Origin of the sequence: Candidatus Koribacter versatilis Ellin345 (assembly GCF_000014005.1) — a bacterium.
Taxonomy (GTDB): domain Bacteria; phylum Acidobacteriota; class Terriglobia; order Terriglobales; family Acidobacteriaceae; genus Korobacter; species Korobacter versatilis_A.
In genome coordinates, this window is record NC_008009.1 from 3,253,243 (window position 1) to 3,274,562 (window position 21,320).

Here is a 21,320-nt window from a genome sequence, read left to right on the forward strand (position 1 = left end):
TCAACGAGGCTCTGGACGGCACTGATCCAGTAATCAACGGCCGGAAGGAGTCCGGTTTTTACCAGCGGGGATTCCCGCTCAGCGGTCGCGCCCGGGTTCTTCGGAGCAGCCAATAGCAACTCCCGGAAAGATTAGTCGATGGCTCGAACTGCACCGCGGCCGCACAACTCCTCTACCCGCGCGACAAACGCCCGGTCCGCTTGAACATTATAGCTTTCCGCTTCCATTACCACTAGGAAGTCGCCCGGCATCTCCAAATCAAAGAGCACTTTAGCCGTTCCCTTGCACTCGCCAAAGATTCCGTGCAGCGCGTCGAGCGTGCCTTCCGTTGAGCTATTCAGCGGCACCCGCACACGAACCTTCTGCGGCAGCTTGGGCACGGCGGTGTCGAGAGGGATGATGTCGCTCACCATGATCTTTGGCGGATTATCTTCTTCAATGCGGATTGCGCCCTTCACCAGTACCGGCACTTCGAGTTTCAGCTTGTCGACCAGCCGCTTGTAGTTTTCGTTGAAGCAGAGGAAGCTCACTGCGCCGTGGATGTCTTCCAACGTGCCGAGCGCGTACATGTCGCCCTTCTTCGACTTCGCGACTTTCACGCCGCTCATCACGCCTCCAACGTAGTACTCCTCGCCTTTCGCGGTGGAGGTGCGCATGTTCTTGAGGTCTTCTGTGCTCATCGCGCGGAAGTCGGCGAGCTTGTCCTTGTACTTCTCCATCGGATGACCGGTGATGAAGAAGCCGAGGATTTCTTTCTCGTTGGCGAGGCGTTGGTGCTCATCCCAGTCAGGGACGTTAGGAAGCGAGTCGACCTTCTTCCCTGCGACCGGCTCTTCGTCGAAGACGCCGAATAAGCCGTGCTGTCCGGACTCGGCATCGCGCTGGGTTTTCTGCGCAGCTTCCATGGCCTTGTCGATGACGGCAAAGAGCTGCGAGCGGCGGCCGAGCGGATCCATGGCACCACTCTTGATCAGCGACTCGACAACACGTTTATTGAGAAGCCTTAGATCAACCTTCTCACAGAACTCGAAGAAAGAAGAGAACTTACCGATGGCCTGTCGGGCCGTAACGATGGACTCAATCGCGTTGTGTCCGAGGTTCTTGATTGCTGAAAGTCCGAAGCGAATCGCCCCTTGGTCGGGCGTAAAACTCGCCAGCGAAACGTTCACGTCCGGCGGACGAACTTCAATGCCCATGTCGCGGCACTCGTTGATGTACTTCACCACGTCGTCGGTGCTGCCGGAGACCGAGGTGAGCAGCGCCGCCATGAACTCGATGGGAAAATGCGTCTTGAGATATGCGGTGTGATACGCGAGCAGTGCGTAAGCGGCGGAGTGCGACTTGTTGAAGCCGTAGCCCGCGAACTGTTCCATCAGGTCGAAGATGTGGACCGTGAGCTGCTTGTCGTAGCCGCGATCGATCGCACCCTTGGTGAAGCGGTCGCGTTGCTTCTCCATCTCCTTCGCGTCTTTTTTACCCATCGCGCGCCGGAGCAGGTCAGCATCACCGAGTGAGTATCCTGCGAGTTTGTTGGCGATCTGCATCACCTGCTCCTGGTACACGATGACGCCGAGGGTCTCGACCAGGATGGTTTTGAGATCGTCATGGAAGTAGTCGACCTTGGCGCGGCCCCACTTGCGGTTGATGAAGTCATCGATCATGCCGCCCTGAATTGGGCCGGGGCGGTACAGTGCGTTGAGAGCGGTAAGGTCTTCGACGGTATCGGGCTTGTACTTGCGCAGCACATCACGCATGCCCGAACTTTCAAACTGGAAGACGCCGCTCGTGTATCCGCTGTGGAAGATGCGCTCGTAGGTCTGCTTGTCGTCGAACGGAAGCTTCTCGAGCTCGATCTTCACGCCCTGGGTCTGGTCGATGAGTTTGAGAGCGTCGTCGAGAATAGTGAGCGTAGTGAGCCCGAGGAAGTCCATCTTCAGCAGGCCCATCTTTTCGACCGCCTTCATGTCGTAGGCGGTGACGATTTCGTCGTTCTTCGTCTTATGCAGCGGGACGAGGTCGGTAAGCGGCTGCGGCGCGATCACCACAGCGGAAGCGTGCACGCCCGAGTTGCGCACCAGGCCTTCGAGGCGCTTGGCGGTGTCGATGAGCTCTTTTACCTGAGGCTCAGATTCGTAGGCGGTGGCGAGCATCGGCGAATCTTTGAGCGCGCCATCAATCGTGATGTTGATGGTGGTGGGCACCATCTTCGCCACGCGATCGACCTCGGCGTACGGGATGTCCATGGCGCGGCCGCAGTCTTTAATCGCGGCCTTCGCAGCCATGGTGCCGAAGGTGATGATCTGCGCCACCTGGTCGCGGCCATACTTCTCGGTCACGTACTTGATGACCTCGCCGCGACGGTTCATGCAGAAGTCCACGTCGATATCAGGCATCGAGATACGTTCGGGATTGAGGAAGCGCTGGAAGAGCAGGTTGTTCTGCAGCGGATCGACGTCAGTGATGGTCATCGCATAAGCGACGAGCGATCCGGCGGCCGATCCACGCCCCGGGCCGACGGGAATGTTGTTCTCGCGGGCGTAGCGGATGAAGTCCCACACGATGAGGAAGTAGCCTGGGAACTGCATCTTCTTAATCGTGTCGATCTCGAAGTTGAGGCGCTCTTCGTATTCCGCGAAGGTGTGGCGAAGGCGTCCGGCGGACTGGAGATCGCGCATCAGGTTCATGCGTTTGGCCATGCCTCGGCGCGCCACGTCTTCGAAGTAGCTGTCAATCGACATGCCTTCGGGAACGTCGAAGCGCGGGAATGGGTTCTTCACCTTTTCGAGCTTCACGTTGCAGCGCTCGGCGATTTCCATCGTCCGCGCGAGCACGCGATCGGCGCCGGTAAAGACTTGCGACATCTCGTGCGCGCTCTTCACGAAGAACTGGTTGGTGGAAAACTTCATCCGGTTGGTATCGTGGATGGATTTGCCGGTCTGGATGCAGACCATCACGTCCTGCGCGTGGCTGTCGTCTTCGCAAAGATAGTGGCTGTCGTTGGTGGCCACCATCGGATAGCCGAGATCTTTCTCGAGATCGAAAAGCCCCTGGTGAATCCGCTTCTCTTCTTCGAGACCCTGGTCCTGGATTTCGAGATAGAAGTTGTTCGCGCCAAAGATGTCGCCAAAGGTAGTGGCAGCCTTCTTCGCGGCTTCGTACTTCCCTTCCGTCAGCCGCTCGGCGACTTCACCCTTCAGGCACGCCGAGAGCCCGATCAATCCCTTGGAGTGTTCGGCGAGAAAATTCTTGCTCACGCGCGGCTTGTAATAGAAGCCATGCAGCGAGGCCTCGCTCACGATCTTGACCAGGTTGCGGTAACCCTCTTCGTTCTCGGCGAGAACAATGAGGTGGTTGTACTTGTCGCCCTCCGGCGCTTCCCGGTGGTTCTCCTTCTGGCAGATATAGAGCTCGCACCCGAGGATCGCCTTGACGCCCTTCTCTTTCGCAGCGTTCTGAAAGTGCACCGCGCCATAGATATTGCCGTGGTCGGTCATGGCGACCGCCGGCTGGCCGAGTTCTTTCACGCGCGCAACGAGCTTTTCGACGTCGCTGGCGCCGTCGAGCATGGAGTAGTCGGTATGCAGGTGGAGATGGACGAATTCAGGGGGCATGTAGTTCTATTTTATTCGCTTAGATGGGGCAGTTCCCATGGCGAAACGCGGCGGGGCTGTGGAATTCGAGGGCGAAACTCGCATCTTCATTCGTTTGGGGAAGGGACCTTTTCGCTGCGAGCATCCGTGCGTTCGAACGTCAGGTTCACGGATCGTGCGCCGACAGGCCTGGTGCGATGGCGCACTCCGCGGGCGACGGTGATCATTTGGCCCGGCTTTAGCTCGACCGTTCCATCCTCAAAGTCGATATAAAGCCCGCCTTCCAGAGCGAGAAACGACTCGTCGGAGTCAGGGTGCACGTGCCAGTGATAAGACTCGGTCATGGTGCTGATGCGGACTTCGTGATCGTTCACTTTCGCGATGGAGTGGTTGTTGTAGCTCTCGGTGGTCCCGGACTCTGCCGCCAGTGTGATTACGTTATATGAGGAATTCTGCATTCGCCGGGCCTCGCTTTTCTATTCGATTCCGGCTAGCTGATTTGGACGCAATCCGCCTATCATTTCCTGATGCCCACGCTCGATGTCAGCGTCCGCGCTGCGACCGAAGCCGACTTGCCGGCGCTGCACGAACTCATTGAGCGCTCCTGCCGCGAGCTCCAAGCCGACGACTACACGCCCGCGCAGCTCGATGGCGCGCTCGGCCACGCTCTTGGCGTGGACACCCAACTCATCCACGACCGGACCTACTTCGTGGCGGAGTTGGATGGGAAGATTGTCGCCAGCGGTGGCTGGAGCTACCGCAAAACGCTCTTCGGCAGCGATGGCGGCCCGAACCGCATTCCCGAGGCGCTCGATCCCAAGACCGATGCGGCCAAGATCAGGGCGATTTTTGCTCATCCGGAATACGCGCGTCGCGGCCTCGGGAGCCTGATTCTCAAGCACTGTGAGGATGCCGCGGCAGACGCAGGATTCACACGGTTGGAGATGGGATCCACCCTGACGGGGGCACCCGTGTACCGGCTGCGCGGCTATGTGGACCATGAGCGGGTGGACGTTCCGCTGCCGAATGGCGAGGTGCTGCCGGTGATCAGGATGACGAAGACGCTCTGAGGCCGGGTTCACGGGTTTCGATTTCGGCATCTACTCTCTTGGATCCTGGAGGCCGACGTGACCCATCCTACCCGCATGCTTCTCCTTGCAGCCGCCACATTTGCATGGCTCGCACCCATGGCGCTGACACAAGACTCGCGTCCTCTGGGCGATATTGCTCGCGATGTTCGCGCCCGCAAGGAAGCCAAGGCGACGGGTATCGAGATGGCTCAAGGCGACGCTGTGACGGCGGATGCCAGTGTCCCGACGTCGCCTCGCCCAGATGGTGCCGCGACCCAGACCGACCCGACCAAGCTCGTCATCGCAGCGGGGACCAAGATCAAGATCGATACCCAAAATCAAATTGTCTCGGCAGCGGTGAGCGATGAATCCGGCGTGCTGGTTCCCGCACAGGCAAAGATCTCCTTCGATGTGAGCCCGGTGTACTTCGATCCGCGCTACACGCCGGCAGCAACCGCCCCGCAGAAGATGGTTCGCCTGACTTCAATCACGATCGGCGACAAGAGCTATGACGTGGACACCAACTCGGTGACCGTCCCCGATAGCATGCGCGAGGTGACGGTCACGCTGCGGCGACCTCTCACGCTGCCCCGATAATCAAAAAAATCCCCATGCGCAGAATGCATGGGGATTTCCTACACTTGCGACAGCTTATTTTGGTTCTTCCGGCTTGTCTTTCTCAGATGCCGGCTTGGCCTTCTCCGGCTTCTGTTTGTTCGTTTCCGGCTGCGCAGCTTTTTCCTTGGCAGCAGGAGCATGCTCAGCAGGCTGTGCCTTGGGTTCCGCGGCCTTGCCGGCAGGTTCTGCACGATGACCAGCACCTTCCGACTGCGGCATTCCGGCCGACGATCCGGATTCCTTGGCTGCCGGACGCGGCGTAGCTGGTTCCGTCTGTTTGGCGCGAGCTCCGCTGTTTTCAGCGCCACTCGCAGGCTTCGTTGCCGTACGCTCGGTGCTCTTCGAAGGCTCCGTGCTCGGCTTGCTGCTTGCGCTGGCCTTGCCGGTTTCCGCGGCGGGCTTGTTTGCTTCGGTGGCTTTGCTCGTCTCGGCAGCCTTGCCGGTTTCTGCCGGCTTTGCAGGTTGTTTCGCCGCGTTCGCCTCCGGACGCGCCGCAGGTTTGGCCGTCTTCGGCGCAGTCTTGGCGTTGGCCTGGAGCACTTTCGGATCGATCTTGCCGCCGGCTGCTTTCGCCTGCACGGCATGGCTCATGTCGCCAGGCTTCGAGGTGGCTGCTACAGGCGGCTTGCCATTGTTGTTCTTGGCCAGCAGTTGTGGATTGCTCTTCGCTGCTTGCACATGCTGTTTCTGTACGGGCGTAACATCCACCTTCTTCTGCTGCTTCGCCTGTACTTGCTTCGGCGTTGGCTTCGCCTGCGCACCACCTGGACCGTTGTAACTCACGCGCTCTACGGTTGTGTGGGTTACCACCTGCTTCTCATAAACATTCGTGATGTGAACGCTGGTTACGTTGTTCACGGCGCGGTTGTAGTAAAAGTCCCTGCCTCGCCATTCGCCACCGTAATAGCCGTCTGGAGTGTAGCCATAGCCGTAATCAACTCCGCCGTAGAAACCGACTTCGGGTCCCCAGTAGCCATCGTTCCAAGCGAAAGCCGACTGGTCATCATTCCAGCCCCAATAGCCCGGCGTCCAAAGCAGGCCGACTTCGGGAGGCTGCACCCATGTTCCCGGAACCCAGTAGTAGCCGTCATCGCTCCATGCCCAAAAGCCGGGCGTCCAGATGTAACCGACCGCGGGGATCGGCGGCTGGTCATAGACCGGCAGTGGTGGCGGCGCGACACCGATAGAAATAGAGACACCGAATTGTGCGAACGAGAGCCCCGACAAGCCCAACACGATGAGCAGCAGCATCGCGGGATAAAGCAAGCGACGAATCTTCATGGACGTTCCCCTCCTGACGCGGCGGACGGCAAACGTCCCCCTCGCGTATATGAACGGAAGCGGCATTCGCACGCCGTGTTGTATCGCTGCCTCGCATAAGGTGTCATTCACAGGGCCGCAACACTGCGTCCGGCACCTTGTTGCCATTCCCGGCGGCGCCATACGGTACCCAAGTAATGATTGATTTTTCGCGGGTTCGGGTACCATGGCCTCTCGCAAATGCCTTATCTGCGGGTTCTCGCGCTTGCGTAACGCTCGTTGTTCGAGGTGCAGGATGTACCGCTTACTCGCCCTTACCCTGCTGACGGCGGCCACTGCCGCCGCTCAAATTGATGTCGGCTATCGTCTGCATTCCAGCGAAGTACCGCGCGCCTCCAAACAGGAATGCGCGACCTCTCCGGCGCAGACTTATCCCTGTTTCGCAGATGTCACGCTTGGCGGCACGAAGTTCAATGTTGTCGCCTATGACGACCGCCGGCTCGTTCGCTATCTCTTCACGACGGATGCGGCCTTCAGTACCAAGACTGGACTGCATGTCGGCGATTGGGTGGAAGTGGACGAAAAGGATGTCGTCCTGGTTCCGGGCTGGCACATCTGCGGGCCACGTACTGCTGATGGCTGGCGGTTAGTGTTCGGCTCTGATCTCGATGAATCGGAGAAACAAGTCACCTATGAAGACGGCACGCCGGTGAATTTCATCCACACGATTGAGTCCTCGCCGAAGCGCGGGAAGCTGAGGATTGTGGGATTTGAGAAGGGCGAAGTCTAAACGAAGACGTCTCGCTCCCCGCGTTTAATTCGATTTAGCATCTGTGTGACAAACGCTCGCTGCGTCGGCGCCATCTTCTCCAACTGCATCTCGATCATGTGTTCACCCGCAACTCTGTTGGAGACGGAATAGTCGCAGAGATATTCAAGCAGCGTGGTGAGGGCGTTGGTCTCGCAGTTGCGCGACATTACGTGGGGATGACTGGCGAGGTTTTTGAAGTCCGACCCGGTGCGGCCAACGCGATAGCAGGCTGTGCAGAATGACGGGATAAATCCCATCTCCGCTACTTCTTTCACGATCTCATCCAGTGGACGGTGATCACCAACCACGAACTGCCCGGCATCTTTGTCGATGGTGCTCTCGGAATAGCCGCCGGGATCGGTGCGGCTCCCGGCGGACATCTGCGAGATGCCGATTTCCAGACTCTTGCGACGAATTTCGGCCGGTTCGCGAGTGGACATCACCAGCCCGGTATACGGAACCGCTAATCGCAGGACTGCAATGATCTTCAGGAAGTCGTCGTCGGTCACGGCATTTGGTGGGCGTGTGGCGAGCTTCGAACCTACGGCCGGCTCAATCCGCGGCACGCTGATGGTGTGCGAGCCTGCTCCGAAGGTTCGTTCCAGATCGCGAATGTGCTGCATGAGCGCCAAGGTCTCCCAACGCCAGTCGTAGAGGCCGTAGAGCACGCCCATGCCGACGTCGCCAACGCCGCTGGCCATGGCACGATGCATGACCGCCGCTCGCCAATCGTAATCGGCCTTCTTGCCGGCCTTGTGCACCGCCGCGTAGGTCGGACGGTGATAGCTCTCCTGGAAGCACTGATAGACGCCGAGCTTGGCTTCCCGCAACTGGTAGAACTGTTCGACCGTAGGCGGCGCGACATTCGCGTGTACGCGGCGGATCTCGCCCTTGGCGGACTTGGTCGCATAGATGGTGGCGATGGACTCGAGAACGTAATTGAAATCGTTCTTCGGATACGCCTCGCCGGCGACCAGCAGGGTCCGCTTGTATCCCTGGTTGATGAGGATGCGTGTCTCCTGCGCGATTTCTTCCTGCGAAAGCCAACGGCGACGGACTTCCTTATTGTCTTTCCGGAACGCGCAGTAGGAGCATTCATTGGTGCAGAGGTTCGAGATATAGAGCGGGGCGAAAAGCACCAGCCGCGAACCGTAGATCTCGTTCTTCACGAAGCGAGCAGCCTCGTACAATTCTTCACGCAGATCGCCGTCGGCGCACATGAGCACCGCGACCTCTCGCAATGTGAGTGCCTGCATGGAGACTGCTTTCTGGATGCAGTCCTGCACCATGCTCCTGTCGGCGCGGGCGGCCAGTTTCAGGGCCTGCTCGATCTCGCGCTCCTTGATGAAATCTGCGACAGACTTGATGTTCATTGTGCTTCCATCATCAGGGCGAAGCGACCGGGGTGTCTGTGATGCAGCGCACATCCATGCACTGGCGCGAACCGAACAATTACAATGCGCAGAGATGAACGATCGGGAAACGCAGCAATCCGCCATATTGAATGCACTGCGCTGGCTGCGCGCGCATTGGCTTGCGTTTCTGATCTGTTCTGGCGCGATTTTGATTCCGTGCTTCTGGCACCAGCAAGTGCAGGCCGCGGATTTGGGCAGCCATCTCTACAATGCATGGCTGTCGCAGTCGGTGGAGCGGGACCTGCTGCCGGGACTTTCTCTGGAGCCTTTGCACACTAACATTCTGATTGACCTGCTCCTGGGCAAACTGCTGCCTTCTGTAGGCGTGGTGGCTACGCAGCGCATCGTGGCATCACTTTGCGTACTGGTCTTCTTCTGGGGAGCGTTCGCGCTGGCATCCGCCGCCGCAAGGGAGGCGGCGTGGAGCGTGGTCCCGCTGCTGGCGATGTTCGCTTACGGCGTGATCTTCCACTGGGGATTCTTGAACTTCTATCTCTCGGTGGGATTCTCGTTGTTCGCGCTGGCGATTGTGGTGTGCGGGAATTTACGCGAGTTTCTATTGCTGCCGGTATTGCTCGTGCTGTCGGCGCTGGCGCATCCGATGGGCGCGGCTTGCCTTGTAGCGCTCGCGATTTATCTCATCGGCCTGCGATGGCTCTCGTTGAGATCGCAGCTTTTCTTGACGTCCGCGCTGCTGGCCCTCGCGTTCGTGCTGCGCTGGTACGTGGTGCGGCACGTTGAAGTCCTGCCGCGCGAGATCAGCCAGTTCTGGCTTCTCGGGGCTGACCAACTCTACGTCTTCGGACGCGGCTATCTGTGGATTTCCGGCGCGACGCTGACGCTGTGCGCAATGTGTATTGCCCTTGCCTGGCGTCGGGAACGCCATTCGAAGTGGCTGCAGTTCTATCTCGTGATTGCGTTGGTGGTCTGCTTCGCTCCGGGTGGCCTGCACAGCGAAGATACCTTTGGCATGATGGGCTTCCTGCCGGACCGCGGGTCGCTCTACTCAGCCGTGGCCCTCACCGTCCTTGTGGCAAATTGCCGTCCGCGTCTCTGGTTCCCGGTCGCGACGGCGGCACTCGCGGTACCGTTTTTTGCAGCGCTTCATCATGACACCGGAATCCTGCAACAGCGCGTGCAGATCGTTTCCGCGCTGGTGCGTCAACAACCCGAAGGGCGCCGCATGATCAGCCTGGTGCAACCAGTGCCGGGCTGGCGCATTCACGAGGACCATTCCGTTGACCGCGCCTGTATCGGCTATTGCTATTCGTACACCAACTACGAACCGAGCACCAGCCAGTTCCGGCTGCGCGCGGAGCCGGACAACCGATTCGTGCTCGTGGATAACGACGCCATTGATCGGATTAAAGAGGGCCAGTACGTAATACAGCCGCGCGATCTCCCCGTTTCCCAAATCTATGCGTGCGGAGATCACGTGAATGATCTTTGCGTTGCAGAGTTGCACGCCGGGCAGAAGAATGGGGACCTGCCGCACTTAACGGCGCCCTAGCGGCTAAACGATAAGCCACTCAACTGGCCGCCTTGAATTCCACGCGCAAGCACCAGGGCGTGAAAGCGCTCGCCCATCTCTTCGGGAGAGATCAGGTGTTTCAATTGCATCGCAACCTTCGCGCGCTCCTGCGGCAGCACGCAGGACTCGAAGGCATCGGCAAATTCGGTCTGCTGGCCAACGCCGAGCAAGAACTGCGATTGGGTTACGAGTCCGAGCGACGTCATTCCGTTCTTTTCGGCGACCCCTTGCAGCGCCGTGAAGTTCACATGCGTCGTGATGTCCTGTTCACCCGGCGCTTCGTATGGATTTGCGGAAGCCTGGTGTTCGCGGAATGTCATCAGGGTGTCGAGATGGCGTCCGGCTAGCTGCTGCTCGCGGGTATAGCCGTAGTCGATGAAGAGCGCGAAGCCGCGACGCTCCGCAAAAGCATGGGCAATCTTCTCCATCCACTCCTGGGATTGCATCGCTACTTCCACTCTCCCGCGACTCTCCGGAGGCACGCTGTAATCCCGCAGGTATTGCACATGGTCGTGAGGTGGCTGCACCCATCGGTCGATGAAGTGGCCTTTATCCTCGGCAATGTAGAGTTCTCCGGCCCTCGACAGGAGTTCCACGGGAATCGCGTCGAAGAACTCGTTGCCGAACATGACGAGCGAATCACCGCAATTGCTCGCGGCCGCTTCAAGACCCTCGTAGACGCTCACCCGCGAGTCCCCCGCGAACCGCTCTCTCAATCTCGCCCGCAGACTCGGCGAGCTTTCCACCAGCCAATACCGCAGCGCTTTCGCAAACTCGGGGAACTTCTTCCCTGCCCAATCCAGCACATCCTGCCCGAACAGTCCGCGGCCCGGGCCAAGCTCGACGAGATCCATCTGCCCGGGCGATCCGAGCAGACGCCACATTTCTTCGAACTGCCGGCATAACAATCGTCCGAAGACGGCATGGACATCGCTCGAGGTGTAGAAATCCCCAGCTTTGCCGAACTTCTCACGCGGCCGTGAATAGTAGCCGAGCTCCGGATGATAGAGACACAGCTCCATGTAACGCGAGAACGGGATCGGCCCGTCGCGCCGGATGATGTCGATGATGACTTCGCGCAAGCTCAATGTTTGGTCCGGTAATCGCGCACGTTCTGCGGCGTGTGGGTGAACATCTCGACAAAGTAGTCGTGCATGCAGTCATACAACTGCCGCTGGAAGGTCCATGCAAACTGCGGGTGATCGAGGTCTCGCGGATGCACTTCGAAATAATAGGTGTGCACTGGAACCGGCGGGTCCTTGAACTTGATGATGACTTCCACGCACTCGCCTTTCTCGCGCGCGTCAAATGCCAGCAGCGGATGTTCATACTGCCGCAGGTGACTCAGCACGCGCTCCAGGCGAGGATTGGCCATGATTCGATTGTACCGAGAGGCTGCAAACAAATTAGGCGGATGGAAGATCCATCCGCCTCTGTCCGGAGAGACAGGAACTTATTCGTACCGCAGAGCCTCAATCGGATTTAACCGGGAAGCTTTGATCGCCGGCAGCATGCCACTCACGATACCGACAATGATGAGAATGACCGTTGCAACTATGAGTGTGCTTGGATCGATGATCAGCCGGATGTCAGCGGCTTCCGCATTCTTCGCAATCGCGCTGTAGAACGTCAGCCGGCCCACGCTAAACGAAACGATGTAGGCGAATGCGATTCCAATCGCGCCGCCCATGAACGTGATAGTCAGTGCCTCGGCGAGGAATTGGAAGAGGATGTCGCGTTTGCGTCCGCCGAGCGCCTTCTCGACGCCGATTTCGCGCGTACGCTGCGTCACGGAAACAAGCATGATGTTCATCAAGCCCACACCGCCGATTCCCAGCGTCAGGGTGCCGATGAACGCCAACAGGATTTTCAAACCCATGGTGATGATCTCGAACTGCTTCACCTGTTTCATGGCGTCGAAGACGAAGATCGCGCGATTATCGTCGGGTTTGAAACCATGCGCATCAGCCAGCGTCGTGCGGATACCGCGCTCCACCATCTCGTACTGATCGGTCTCGTAGTCAATCCAGATGCCATCGAGGTAGTGCGTGTCCTTAAGGTCGCCCATGGTCGAGAACGGAATGTAAATCTGGCGATTGATGTCGTTGTCGCCTTCCTGCATGCGCGCTTCGATGATGCCGATGACTTCGAACGAAATCCCGTTGATGCGAATGCGCTGGCCCAACGCGTATGCGCCGGAAAAGAGCTTCGTCTTCGCCTCGGAGCCGATCACCGCCACGCGCCCCTTCTGCGCCAGGTCCTCTTCATTGAAAAACCGACCAGTGTCCACATTGACGTTCTGGATCCGCGCTATGTTCGGGTACGAACCCGTAACCTGGAAGTTGTAACTGCGCGTGTCATTTGCAACCGTGGTCTGCTGATAAGCCACCGGCGAAATTCTCTTTACCATTGGAACGTTGGTCGCGAGGCGATCCAAGTCTTCCATAGTGAAGCGCACCTGGCTGCCGGCCTTTTGTCCGCCGGCCTGCTGGGAGGTGCGTCCTGGGAAGACGCCGATCAGCTTCACGCCGAAGTGCGAGAAAATCGTTGTGATCGCGCGGCCAAAGCCGGAGCCGTAGGCGAGGAGCAATACCACCGTGGCGATGCCCCATGCCATGCCCAGCATGGTGAGTGCGGTGCGCCGGCGGTTGTGCCGCATGGCGCTGTTTGCCTGTTGAAGCAGATCGCGAACCATAGCTTTACTCCGCTCTCAGCGCGTCAACGGGTGCCATGAGCGCTGCCTTCCGTGCCGGATACAATCCGGCGATCACACCCGCCAACGCCAGCGTTCCGATTGCAACGGCAGCCGACATCGGCACTACGCGCGGCGTATCGAAGCCGTCTGGCGCCGGCAACTGCGCCAGCAACGCGCAGAAGCCAATCGCTCCGATCAGGCCGAGTCCGCCGCTAAATAAGGTTAAGAACGTGCCTTCGAGGAAGAACTGTGCCAGTACGCTGCGGTTGGTTGCGCCGAGCGCCTTGCGCAATCCGATTTCGCGGGTGCGTTCGGTCACTGCCACAAGCATGATGTTGATAATCCCGATCGCGCCCAGCGCCAGGGTTACGATCCCCACTCCGCCAAGGAAGACATTCATCGCGTCGAAGATCTTCCCGACCATCTCAGCCGACTTGGCGCTATCCCAGGCTTCGAAGGCATCGTCATTTGCGGCATCGAAACCGTGGTTGCGTGCCACAATCGACTTGGCTTCCTTCATCGCGACCGCGTGATCGTCGTGCGTAATGGGCCGGAAGTTGATGAAGCTCACTGCGTTGTCTTCCTGCGACTGCTTCAGCGGGAAGTAGGTGTGCATCGCGGAGAACGGAATGAAGACGCGATTGTTGGTCGAGTTCTCGTCGCCCTTGCCCACGCGTTGCACCACGCCAATCACTTCAAAGCTGCGGCCGTTGAGCAGGATCTGGTGTCCGAGCGGATTCTGTTTGTCGGGAAAGAGGTTCTTCACCATCTCGTCGCCGATAACCGCCACGTCGCGACGCTGGGTTTCATCAAGATCGTTCAGCCAGCGACCCTTCGACAGCGGCAGGTAGCGAATGTCGTTGAACACCGGCAGAATTCCGACGACTTGCCCGTTCGAGTTGCCGAACTCGCTGACTTCACGGATATCTTCGCGCTGCAGCACCGGAGAAGCCGAGCGCACATGCGGCAACTGCGCAATGTCCTTCGCGTCCTGGATGGTCAGCTTGTAGGGATGCCCGGAGCTCATGTTCCCTGCCACCGCAGGCGCGCGTCCGGGGAAAACAAATTCGATGTCTTCGCCGAAGCTCTTCATCTCGCGCCGATTGCCGGAGCGGAACCCCTCGCCGAGCCCTACGAGCAACAGTAGGGAGCCGACGCCCCAAGCGATGCCGAACATGGTGAGAAACGAGCGCAATTTGTGCGCCCAGAGAATGCGGAAGGTCTGTCCAATGATATCGAGGGCAAGGCGCATACACTCGTCTCCTGATGGGGAGATACGCGCCTGCCCGCGCAGAAGTTCCTATATAGACAGAACTTAGCGGCCCAAACCGGGCAATCGGGATGAACTGCAACCGGCAGGGATGAACTCTCGAAATCATTCTTTTTGCAGGGACGGAACTCGGGCAGTGCCTTGCACGTATCATCCCTGCAGGAGGGGTCAATGTTCTGCGACAAGTGTGGGGCAACGGTACCCCAGAACCAACGTTTTTGCGGCAATTGTGGGCGGGCGTTTTACACCATGGTTCCCGTGACGTACGTGCAACAGAGCCGCGTGCAACAGCATGTGCGCATGCTCGGCATTCTCTGGACCGCGTACTCTGCGCTGGTCGCGCTCGGCAGTTTGGCGTGTTTCATCGTGGCTGCGGTTATGACCAACATCATTCGTTTCGGCAATGGCGGACCGCCAGCGTTTATCCCGCCACTACTGCACATCATCGGGACCGTGATTCTGATCCTCTCGATGTTCGGCTTCCTTGCCGGATGGGGACTGATCAACCGGGAACCCTGGGCACGCATGTTGACGATCGTGCTCTCGTTCTTCGCGATGTTCAAAGTTCCGTTCGGAACCGCGCTCGGCATCTATGGACTGTGGGTGTTGCTGCCTGAGGCTTCGGAACGCGAGTACGAACTGACGGCGAAGAAGACGAGCGCCGCTTAGCGAACGTAAGCGACCGTGTACTTCAAGGAGAGAACCGCATGAAACGCCTGCTTGCGTTCCTGTTGTTCAGCATGTTCAGCGCTGCCACGCTGCTGGCGCAGAAACCAAACTTCATCGAAGGCGTCGGGCAAGGTTACGACGGCGAATGGACGCATGTTTCTCGACAGTTGATCGCGCTGGCCGAAGCGATTCCCGCTGACAAATACGCGTGGCGACCGGCGCCGGGTGTGCGATCCACCGGCGAAGTGATCATGCATATTGCCGGAGCGAACTTCTATTTTCTCTCGCTCATGGGACAGAAATTGCCCCCCGATTTTCAGTCGGTAGATGAAGAAAAGGTCGCGCCCGAGAAAGCGAAGGTTGTAGATTGGCTAAAACGATCGTTGGACGCAGCGGGTAACGCTCGTGCGCATGTAACCGCGGCCGATTTAAAGAAGACAGCAAAGTTCCTCGACCACACTGTTACCCACGACGACATTTACCTTCGCATGGTCATCCACAATAACGAACACATGGGACAGTTGGTCGCATACGCACGCATGAATGGAGTCGTTCCACCCTGGTCCGAGAAGTAATCGGGATCAGCGGGAGACAGCCAAGGCTCGTTTGTTCGCTTTGACGTACTGCTCCAGCAGAGGAGCGGGGCGGTACGTCTCGCCGAGCGTTTTGTGAAGGTATTCCATCATCCGCAGACGTCGCTCGAGGCCATACTGTTCGGCCTCCGCAATTGGACCCATCGGCAATCCCAGTCCCTGTTGTAACGCGCGATCAATCTCTTCGGCCGACGCCAGTCCTTCCCCGAGCATTTTGAACGCCTCATTACTGATCAGCGCCTGCATGCGCGCGGTGATCGCTCCCGGCGTTTCGCGCAATAGGATCGGTTCGCGCTTCATTCTCTGCGCTACCGCGACTGCAGCCGTGGCCGTCTCGTCGCTGGTTTCCAGACCTCGAACGATTTCCAGAGCAACCGACGTTTGTGGCGGCTTTGGGAACCACATCGCAATGCACTTCGGCGCACGATAGATCACCGAAGCCAGTTCGGTGATGCTCTGTATCTGGGTATGCGAAACGATCATCGTCTCCGGACGGCAAACTTTGTCGAGCAGGACGAAGATCTCCAGCTTCGACTCGAGTTCGTCCGGCACCGCTTCGATCACCATGTCGGCGTCGCGCGCTGCGTCTTCGAGATTGGACGCGTACTCAATGCGCGCCAGTGCTGCATCCGCTTCGCGTTGTTCTACGCTGCCGGTGGAGACGGCGCGGCCGAGCTCGGCGCGGATGGCGTCTTCGGCTTTGCGAAGTGCGTTGGGAAGAATGTCTTCAAGGATGGTGCGAAAGCCGCCAACTGCGGCGGCCTGCGCGATGCTGCGTCCCATGGTGCCCGCGCCGATCACGGCGATGATGCGGACCTCACTCAATGGTCTTGTTGCTCCGCAGGTCCTGGACGACCTTCGGGTAATTGGGTTCGACCTTCTCCATGTAATCAGCGATGCGCTGCTTCTCTTCAGTCGTGAGGAAGCTGTAGTTCGCGACAACGCGGCGGAGAGTTGCCGAAATGTCGTCAACGTAGTTCATCATGCGAATGACTTCACCGCTTACGACGGCCATGCGTGCTCCTTGGGATATTCAATTGATAACTGCAACAACCTATTTTCAATGCCGCGCCAAGATTAGTAAAGCGGAGCTGTGGACATCCCGAGGCAGCCACGGCGGAAAAGGTTGCATCCAATTTTTTGCCCCGTCTGCAAAGGCAATCGAGATTGATGCGAAGCAGCCCCACGATTTTTGCCGAACAGAAGAGTGCCTTGGCCGAATGTATGGAGCGGATTGCCGCTGGTAAGCGGCAGCTGCGTCCAACTTCGACCTACCGCCTCCAATTTCATTCCAATTTCAGGTTCACAGACGCCGAGCAGCTCATCGGCTATCTGCACGAACTCGGCATCTCGCATTGTTATGCCTCGCCGATCTTAAAGGCCCGCGCCGGAAGTACACACGGCTACGACATCACCGATCACAACTCGCTCAACCCGGAGATCGGGACGGAAGAGGAGTTTCACCAGCTCTCAACGAAGCTGAAAGAGCACGGGATCGGATTCATCCTCGACGTGGTGCCCAACCACATGGGTGTAGGCACCGGCGAGAACCGCTGGTGGCAGGATGTTCTCGAAAACGGCCGCGCCAGCGAGTTCGCCGACTACTTCGATATTGACTGGAACCCGCTCAAGCCGGAGCTCCGCAACAAGCTGCTGCTCCCGATCCTCGGCAACTACTACGGCGATGAACTGGAGGCCGCCCGGATTAAGTTGTCGCTGCACGACGGCCTCATCGTCTTCCTTTACTACGAACGAGTCCTGCCCGTGGATCCTCAGACGATTCCCATGATCTACGGCGCGCTCGGAGACCTCCGCCAGCGCCAGGGCCATCGCATGCCCGAGCTGATCGCGGTTCTCGAAGAGCTGCGCGGATATCCGCCGAACTGGACCGAAGATCACGACCTTGTCCTCACCCGCCAGCGCGGACTGCCAAATGTCGTAGAGCGACTCTCGGAACTGATTGCCGGCAGCGAGTCCGTCCGACAGGCCACTGAGGATGCCATGGCGATCCTCAACGGCGAGGTTGGCGACACCCGCAGCTTCGACGGTCTCCATCGTCTGCTGGAAGCCCAGGCCTACCGCCTGGCGTTTTGGCGTGTGAGTGGCGAGGAGATCAATTATCGCCGCTTCTTCGACATCAACGACCTCGTCGCCATCCGCATGGAAAACCCGCGCGTTTTCGCCGACACCCATCGCCTGATTCGCAAGCTGCTCGCAAACGGCGACGTCACCGGCCTGCGCCTCGACCATCCTGACGGCCTGTTTAATCCGCTGCAATATTTCGTGCGCGCGCAAATGCTCTACACCGCGAGCCAATGCAACGGCGCCACTCCGGAAGGCGAGCTCGCGGAAAACGGCATCGAGCGCGAAATCCAGAGCGCCTTCGGACAGCGCGACTGGGGCGGTCCGAGCGCACCGCTCTATTTATTGGTCGAGAAAATTCTCGAACCCGGCGAGCACCTTCCCGTCGAATGGCCGGTGGACGGCACCGTTGGCTACGACTTCGCCAATCTCGTCAACGGCGTATTGATTGATCCCGCAGGCGAGAAGCCGCTCACCCAGCTCTACCATCGCGTGCTGGAGCGCACGGTCGACATCGACGACCTGATCTACGACAGCAAGAAGCTGATCATGGACACCGCGTTGGCGAGCGAGATCAACGTGCTCACCCACATGCTCGACGACATCTCCGGCCGCGATCGCCGCGCCCGCGATTACACCCGCAATGTGCTCTCCGACGCCATCCGCGAAACCATCGCCTGCTTCCCTGTCTATCGAACCTACATAGATGAGCGCGGCAACATGAACGCGCGCGATCGTGAACAGATTGACAAAGCCATTGTCACCGCGAAACGCCGCAACGAAGGCATGGCTGCCGGCGTCTTCGATTTTTTGCGCGACATCCTTCTGCTCGAAGGCAACGACGGCGGAGAGCGTATCCACGGCTATCGCAAAATGCTCTATTTCACGCTGAAGTTCCAGCAACTTACCGGCCCGGTGATGGCCAAGGGCCTGGAAGACACCACGTTCTACGTGTACAACCGATTTATATCGTTAAACGAGGTAGGCGGCTCGCCCGAAACTTTCGGAACTTCCCTGCTGCAATTCCATCGCGCCAATGCTGCTCGCGCGGGCACTTGGGCGGCGTCCATGCTCTCGACTTCCACGCACGACACCAAGCGTAGCGAAGATGTCCGTGCGCGCTTGAACGTGCTCTCAGAGATGCCGCGCGAGTGGTCCACCCACGTGATGCGCTTCCGTCGCGTCAACAAGCCGAAGAAGCTGCAACTCAGCGATGGCCGTGTTCCACCCGATGCCAACGAAGAATACTTGCTCTATCAAACGCTGCTTGGCGCGTGGCCGCTCGAAGGTATCGGCGACCCGGATTGCCGCGAGAGTTTCGTTCATCGCATCCAGGAATACATGACCAAGGCGATCCACGAAGCCAAGGTCAACCTGAGTTGGGTAAACCAGAATCCGGATTACACCGAAGCTCTTCAGGAATTTGTCGCGAGCATTCTCGAGCCCGGCAGTGTGCGGCGTCCGAACCAGTTCCTCAGTTACATGGACCAGCTGCTCCCGCAAGTTCAGTTCTTCGGCGCCATCAACTCGCTCTCACAAACGCTGATCAAGCTGACCGCGCCGGGAGTTCCCGACATTTATCAGGGTCAGGAAATGTGGGACTTCAGCCTCGTGGATCCGGACAATCGCCGCCCGGTTGACTTTGAAGCACGCAAACGCGCGGTAAGTGATCTAAACCATTTCGCGGACGCAGAATCTGAACTCTGCCGTACTCTTCTCGAAAACTGGCGCGACGGCCACATTAAACTCTGGACCGTGATGCAATCGTTGCGTCTGCGCCAGCAGGAGCGCGAACTGTTCATGGAAGGCAGCTACACGCCGCTCTCCGCAAGCTATCTGCACGAGAAGCACGTCATCGCTTATGCGCGCACTCTCAACGGACGGCACGCGATCGCCGTGGCTCCGCGACTGAGCTGTACGTTGATGAAGGGTATCGTGCAGCCGCCAATCGGGCGCGCCTGGGACCGCGGCTATCTCGAAATTCCGCCGGAGATCACCGGCACATTCCGCAATGTCTTCACCGGTGAAACGGTGAGCATCGGCCGCGAACAGCGCTTGTTATGCAGCGAAATCTTCCGGTCGTTCCCCGTTGCCCTGCTGGTTTCCGCCTGATAACAACAACTCGTCGCGATCCGTCGTCTCCGCTAGTTCTGACAGCGTTTTCGCTGCATCTTGCGTAAGCAGCCCGCGCTTGTAGCGCCAGCCCCAGTTGCCGTCGGAAAGGCTCGGCGTATTCATGCGCGCGGAACTGTCAAGGCCGAAGACGTCCTGCAGCGGCACCACGCTCAGCGTTGCCAGCGATGTCTGCGCCGCGCGAATGAACGCCCAATGCACGTTCTGGTCGTTCGCGCCAAAGGCTGCGGCGGCGTCGCGCTTTTCATGCGGCTGGGCGTCACCTTGCCACCAACCCATCGTGGTGTCGTTGTCGTGGGTGCCGGTATAGACCACGGTGTTTGTGTCGTAGCGGTGCGGCAAGTACATGTGCGCGCCGCGATCGCCAAACGCAAACTGCAGCACGCGCATACCGGGAATCTTCAGCCGCTCGCGCAATTGATGCACTTCCGGAGTGATCATTCCCAGGTCTTCGGCAATGAATGGCAACTCGCCGAGTTCGCGGTTGATCACGTGGAAAAACTCGTCAGCGGGACCTTTCGCCCAGCTACCGTGGATCGCCGTCGGTTCGTCCGCCGGAATCTCCCAATACGATTCAAAGCCGCGGAAGTGATCGATGCGCAGGATGTCGCACCAGGTGTGCGCCCAGCGCATGCGGCTCACCCACCAGTCGTAGCCGCGCTCGCGCAGGCGGTTCCAGTCATATAGCGGATTCCCCCATCGCTGGCCGGTATCGCTGAATGCATCCGGTGGCACTCCGGCAACGACTTCGGGTTCCACGTCGCGCAGACGGAAGATGTCGCGGTGCGTCCAGACGTCAGCGCTGTCGTAGCTGACGAATATCGCCACGTCGCCCACAATCCGGATTCGCCGCTGATGACAATAGTTTCGCAGCGCGCCCCACTGCTCGAAGAACGCAAACTGCAGGAACTTTGCGACCTCCAACTCGTGCGCCAGTTCGCTGCGCGTCTTGGCAATTGCCTCCGGCTGGCAATGCGAAATCTCGGTCGGCCACGTATTCCAGCTCGCTCCCTGGTAACGTTCGCGCAGAGCGTCGAAGAGCACGAAATCGTCGAGCCACCAGGTGTTGTCGCGGCAAAAGCGATTGAACCGCTCGCGCGAATTTCCGTAAGCGTTCTTCAAAAAGCTCTCCGCCGCCTGTCGCAACAGCGGGAGTTTGACCTTCAATACGTTCTCAAAATTAACGCGGCTCCCATCGCTTTCCGGCAAGCTCTTCAGCGCAGCGTTGTCGAGCATTCCGCGCTCCGCCAGCCGCTCGAGGCTGATGAGCACAATGTTTCCCGCAAATGCCGACGTCGATGAATACGGCGAGTTCCCGATCCCCGGAGGCCCGAGCGGCAGGATCTGCCACAGCGTTTGCTTGCCCTCCGCCAGCCAATTTACGAATTCATAAGCAGCGGGGCCGAAATCGCCAATGCCGCCACGCGACGGCAAGGAAGATGGATGGAGAAGAATGCCGGAAGCTCGCTTCGTGAACATGTACAAACCTTGGATGCTGGGTTTTGCAAGACGCAGGCCGACTGCACGAATTACAAACGGCAAATTTTCATTCTAAACAAAATCGCGGCCGGCATTGCCGACCG

Annotated in this window: 18 protein-coding genes; 7 read left to right on the forward strand and 11 right to left on the reverse strand. The window is 58.9% G+C overall.

The window, feature by feature from the left end:
- Positions 1-131: 131 nt before the first annotated feature.
- Both dnaE and ACID345_RS14170 read right to left on the reverse strand, forming a co-directional pair.
- On the reverse strand, positions 132-3,611 hold the full coding sequence (dnaE, locus tag ACID345_RS14165) for a DNA polymerase III subunit alpha (protein WP_011523549.1): 3,480 nt from the start codon (positions 3,609-3,611) through the stop codon (positions 132-134).
- A gap of 86 nt (positions 3,612-3,697) precedes the next feature.
- Positions 3,698-4,048: a cupin domain-containing protein gene (locus ACID345_RS14170; protein ID WP_011523550.1), complete on the reverse strand. Its 351-nt coding sequence runs from the start codon at positions 4,046-4,048 to the stop codon at positions 3,698-3,700.
- Between the two features lie 69 nt (positions 4,049-4,117).
- Here ACID345_RS14170 and ACID345_RS14175 point away from each other — a divergent pair, with 69 nt between their 5' ends.
- Both ACID345_RS14175 and ACID345_RS14180 read left to right on the forward strand, forming a co-directional pair.
- A complete protein-coding gene (locus ACID345_RS14175; protein ID WP_011523551.1) occupies positions 4,118-4,660 on the forward strand; it encodes a GNAT family N-acetyltransferase in 543 nt (180 codons plus the stop codon).
- A 57-nt stretch (positions 4,661-4,717) separates the two neighbouring features.
- A complete protein-coding gene (locus ACID345_RS14180) occupies positions 4,718-5,257 on the forward strand; it encodes a hypothetical protein (RefSeq protein WP_011523552.1) in 540 nt (179 codons plus the stop codon).
- Positions 5,258-5,311: 54 nt separating this feature from the next.
- On the opposite strand, the gene ACID345_RS25625 is transcribed toward ACID345_RS14180, so the two are convergent.
- The gene (locus ACID345_RS25625; protein WP_049761912.1) at positions 5,312-6,559 is read right to left on the reverse strand and encodes a YXWGXW repeat-containing protein; all 1,248 of its coding nucleotides are present in this window, start codon (positions 6,557-6,559) and stop codon (positions 5,312-5,314) included.
- Positions 6,560-6,833: 274 nt separating this feature from the next.
- Here ACID345_RS25625 and ACID345_RS14190 point away from each other — a divergent pair, with 274 nt between their 5' ends.
- Complete coding sequence (locus tag ACID345_RS14190; protein WP_011523554.1) at positions 6,834-7,328, forward strand: hypothetical protein; 495 nt, start codon at positions 6,834-6,836, stop codon at positions 7,326-7,328.
- On the opposite strand, the gene hydG is transcribed toward ACID345_RS14190, so the two are convergent.
- On the reverse strand, positions 7,325-8,722 hold the full coding sequence (gene hydG, locus ACID345_RS14195) for a [FeFe] hydrogenase H-cluster radical SAM maturase HydG (protein WP_011523555.1): 1,398 nt from the start codon (positions 8,720-8,722) through the stop codon (positions 7,325-7,327). The genes ACID345_RS14190 and hydG overlap by 4 nt on opposite strands.
- Positions 8,723-8,816: 94 nt before the next feature.
- On the opposite strand from hydG, the gene ACID345_RS14200 reads away from it, so the two are divergent.
- Entirely contained in the window at positions 8,817-10,274 is a 1,458-nt protein-coding gene (locus ACID345_RS14200; RefSeq protein ID WP_011523556.1) for a hypothetical protein, read from the forward strand.
- Here the strand turns inward: ACID345_RS14200 and ACID345_RS14205 are convergent.
- From ACID345_RS14205 to ACID345_RS14220, 4 genes are all read right to left on the reverse strand, one after another.
- Complete coding sequence (locus tag ACID345_RS14205; protein WP_011523557.1) at positions 10,271-11,383, reverse strand: class I SAM-dependent methyltransferase; 1,113 nt, start codon at positions 11,381-11,383, stop codon at positions 10,271-10,273. The genes ACID345_RS14200 and ACID345_RS14205 overlap by 4 nt on opposite strands.
- The gene (locus ACID345_RS14210) at positions 11,380-11,670 is read right to left on the reverse strand and encodes a hypothetical protein (protein WP_011523558.1); all 291 of its coding nucleotides are present in this window, start codon (positions 11,668-11,670) and stop codon (positions 11,380-11,382) included. The genes ACID345_RS14205 and ACID345_RS14210 overlap by 4 nt, the downstream gene beginning before the upstream one ends.
- Before the next feature lie 78 nt (positions 11,671-11,748).
- Positions 11,749-12,990, reverse strand: a complete 1,242-nt coding sequence (locus tag ACID345_RS14215; RefSeq protein WP_011523559.1) for an ABC transporter permease — start codon at positions 12,988-12,990, stop codon at positions 11,749-11,751.
- A 4-nt stretch (positions 12,991-12,994) separates the two neighbouring features.
- Complete coding sequence (locus tag ACID345_RS14220; RefSeq protein WP_011523560.1) at positions 12,995-14,242, reverse strand: ABC transporter permease; 1,248 nt, start codon at positions 14,240-14,242, stop codon at positions 12,995-12,997.
- A gap of 189 nt (positions 14,243-14,431) precedes the next feature.
- Between ACID345_RS14220 and ACID345_RS14225 the strand changes: the two genes are divergently transcribed.
- On the forward strand, positions 14,432-14,929 hold the full coding sequence (locus ACID345_RS14225; RefSeq protein ID WP_011523561.1) for a zinc ribbon domain-containing protein: 498 nt from the start codon (positions 14,432-14,434) through the stop codon (positions 14,927-14,929).
- Positions 14,930-14,967: 38 nt separating this feature from the next.
- Positions 14,968-15,504 (forward strand): DinB family protein, encoded by a 537-nt coding sequence (locus ACID345_RS14230; RefSeq protein WP_011523562.1) that lies wholly within the window; start codon positions 14,968-14,970, stop codon positions 15,502-15,504.
- 6 nt (positions 15,505-15,510) lie between these two features.
- Here the strand turns inward: ACID345_RS14230 and ACID345_RS14235 are convergent, their stop codons facing one another.
- Both ACID345_RS14235 and ACID345_RS14240 read right to left on the reverse strand, forming a co-directional pair.
- Positions 15,511-16,347: a 3-hydroxyacyl-CoA dehydrogenase family protein gene (locus tag ACID345_RS14235; protein ID WP_011523563.1), complete on the reverse strand. Its 837-nt coding sequence runs from the start codon at positions 16,345-16,347 to the stop codon at positions 15,511-15,513.
- On the reverse strand, positions 16,340-16,537 hold the full coding sequence (locus tag ACID345_RS14240) for a hypothetical protein (protein ID WP_011523564.1): 198 nt from the start codon (positions 16,535-16,537) through the stop codon (positions 16,340-16,342). Before ACID345_RS14240 ends, ACID345_RS14235 begins: the two co-directional genes overlap by 8 nt.
- Before the next feature lie 155 nt (positions 16,538-16,692).
- Here ACID345_RS14240 and treY point away from each other — a divergent pair, with 155 nt between their 5' ends.
- A complete protein-coding gene (treY, locus tag ACID345_RS14245) occupies positions 16,693-19,716 on the forward strand; it encodes a malto-oligosyltrehalose synthase (protein WP_011523565.1) in 3,024 nt (1,007 codons plus the stop codon).
- Here treY and malQ read toward each other — a convergent pair.
- A complete protein-coding gene (gene malQ / locus ACID345_RS14250) occupies positions 19,663-21,216 on the reverse strand; it encodes a 4-alpha-glucanotransferase (RefSeq protein ID WP_011523566.1) in 1,554 nt (517 codons plus the stop codon). The two genes, treY and malQ, sit on opposite strands and share 54 nt — an antisense overlap.
- Positions 21,217-21,320: the final 104 nt, after the last annotated feature.

What these genes read in the sequence shown, in the direction of transcription:
- dnaE (WP_011523549.1), bottom strand. Translation starts at nt 3,611, where the DNA reads ATGCCCCCTGAATTCGTCCATCTCCACCTGCATACCGACTACTCCATG.
- ACID345_RS14170 (WP_011523550.1), bottom strand. Translation starts at nt 4,048, where the DNA reads ATGCAGAATTCCTCATATAACGTAATCACACTGGCGGCAGAGTCCGGG.
- ACID345_RS14175 (WP_011523551.1), top strand. Translation starts at nt 4,118, where the DNA reads ATGCCCACGCTCGATGTCAGCGTCCGCGCTGCGACCGAAGCCGACTTG.
- ACID345_RS25625 (WP_049761912.1), bottom strand. Translation starts at nt 6,559, where the DNA reads ATGAAGATTCGTCGCTTGCTTTATCCCGCGATGCTGCTGCTCATCGTG.
- ACID345_RS14190 (WP_011523554.1), top strand. Translation starts at nt 6,834, where the DNA reads ATGTACCGCTTACTCGCCCTTACCCTGCTGACGGCGGCCACTGCCGCC.
- hydG (WP_011523555.1), bottom strand. Translation starts at nt 8,722, where the DNA reads ATGAACATCAAGTCTGTCGCAGATTTCATCAAGGAGCGCGAGATCGAG.
- ACID345_RS14200 (WP_011523556.1), top strand. Translation starts at nt 8,817, where the DNA reads ATGAACGATCGGGAAACGCAGCAATCCGCCATATTGAATGCACTGCGC.
- ACID345_RS14210 (WP_011523558.1), bottom strand. Translation starts at nt 11,670, where the DNA reads ATGGCCAATCCTCGCCTGGAGCGCGTGCTGAGTCACCTGCGGCAGTAT.
- ACID345_RS14215 (WP_011523559.1), bottom strand. Translation starts at nt 12,990, where the DNA reads ATGGTTCGCGATCTGCTTCAACAGGCAAACAGCGCCATGCGGCACAAC.
- ACID345_RS14220 (WP_011523560.1), bottom strand. Translation starts at nt 14,242, where the DNA reads ATGCGCCTTGCCCTCGATATCATTGGACAGACCTTCCGCATTCTCTGG.
- ACID345_RS14225 (WP_011523561.1), top strand. Translation starts at nt 14,432, where the DNA reads ATGTTCTGCGACAAGTGTGGGGCAACGGTACCCCAGAACCAACGTTTT.
- ACID345_RS14230 (WP_011523562.1), top strand. Translation starts at nt 14,968, where the DNA reads ATGAAACGCCTGCTTGCGTTCCTGTTGTTCAGCATGTTCAGCGCTGCC.
- ACID345_RS14240 (WP_011523564.1), bottom strand. Translation starts at nt 16,537, where the DNA reads ATGGCCGTCGTAAGCGGTGAAGTCATTCGCATGATGAACTACGTTGAC.
- treY (WP_011523565.1), top strand. Translation starts at nt 16,693, where the DNA reads ATGCGAAGCAGCCCCACGATTTTTGCCGAACAGAAGAGTGCCTTGGCC.
- malQ (WP_011523566.1), bottom strand. Translation starts at nt 21,216, where the DNA reads ATGTTCACGAAGCGAGCTTCCGGCATTCTTCTCCATCCATCTTCCTTG.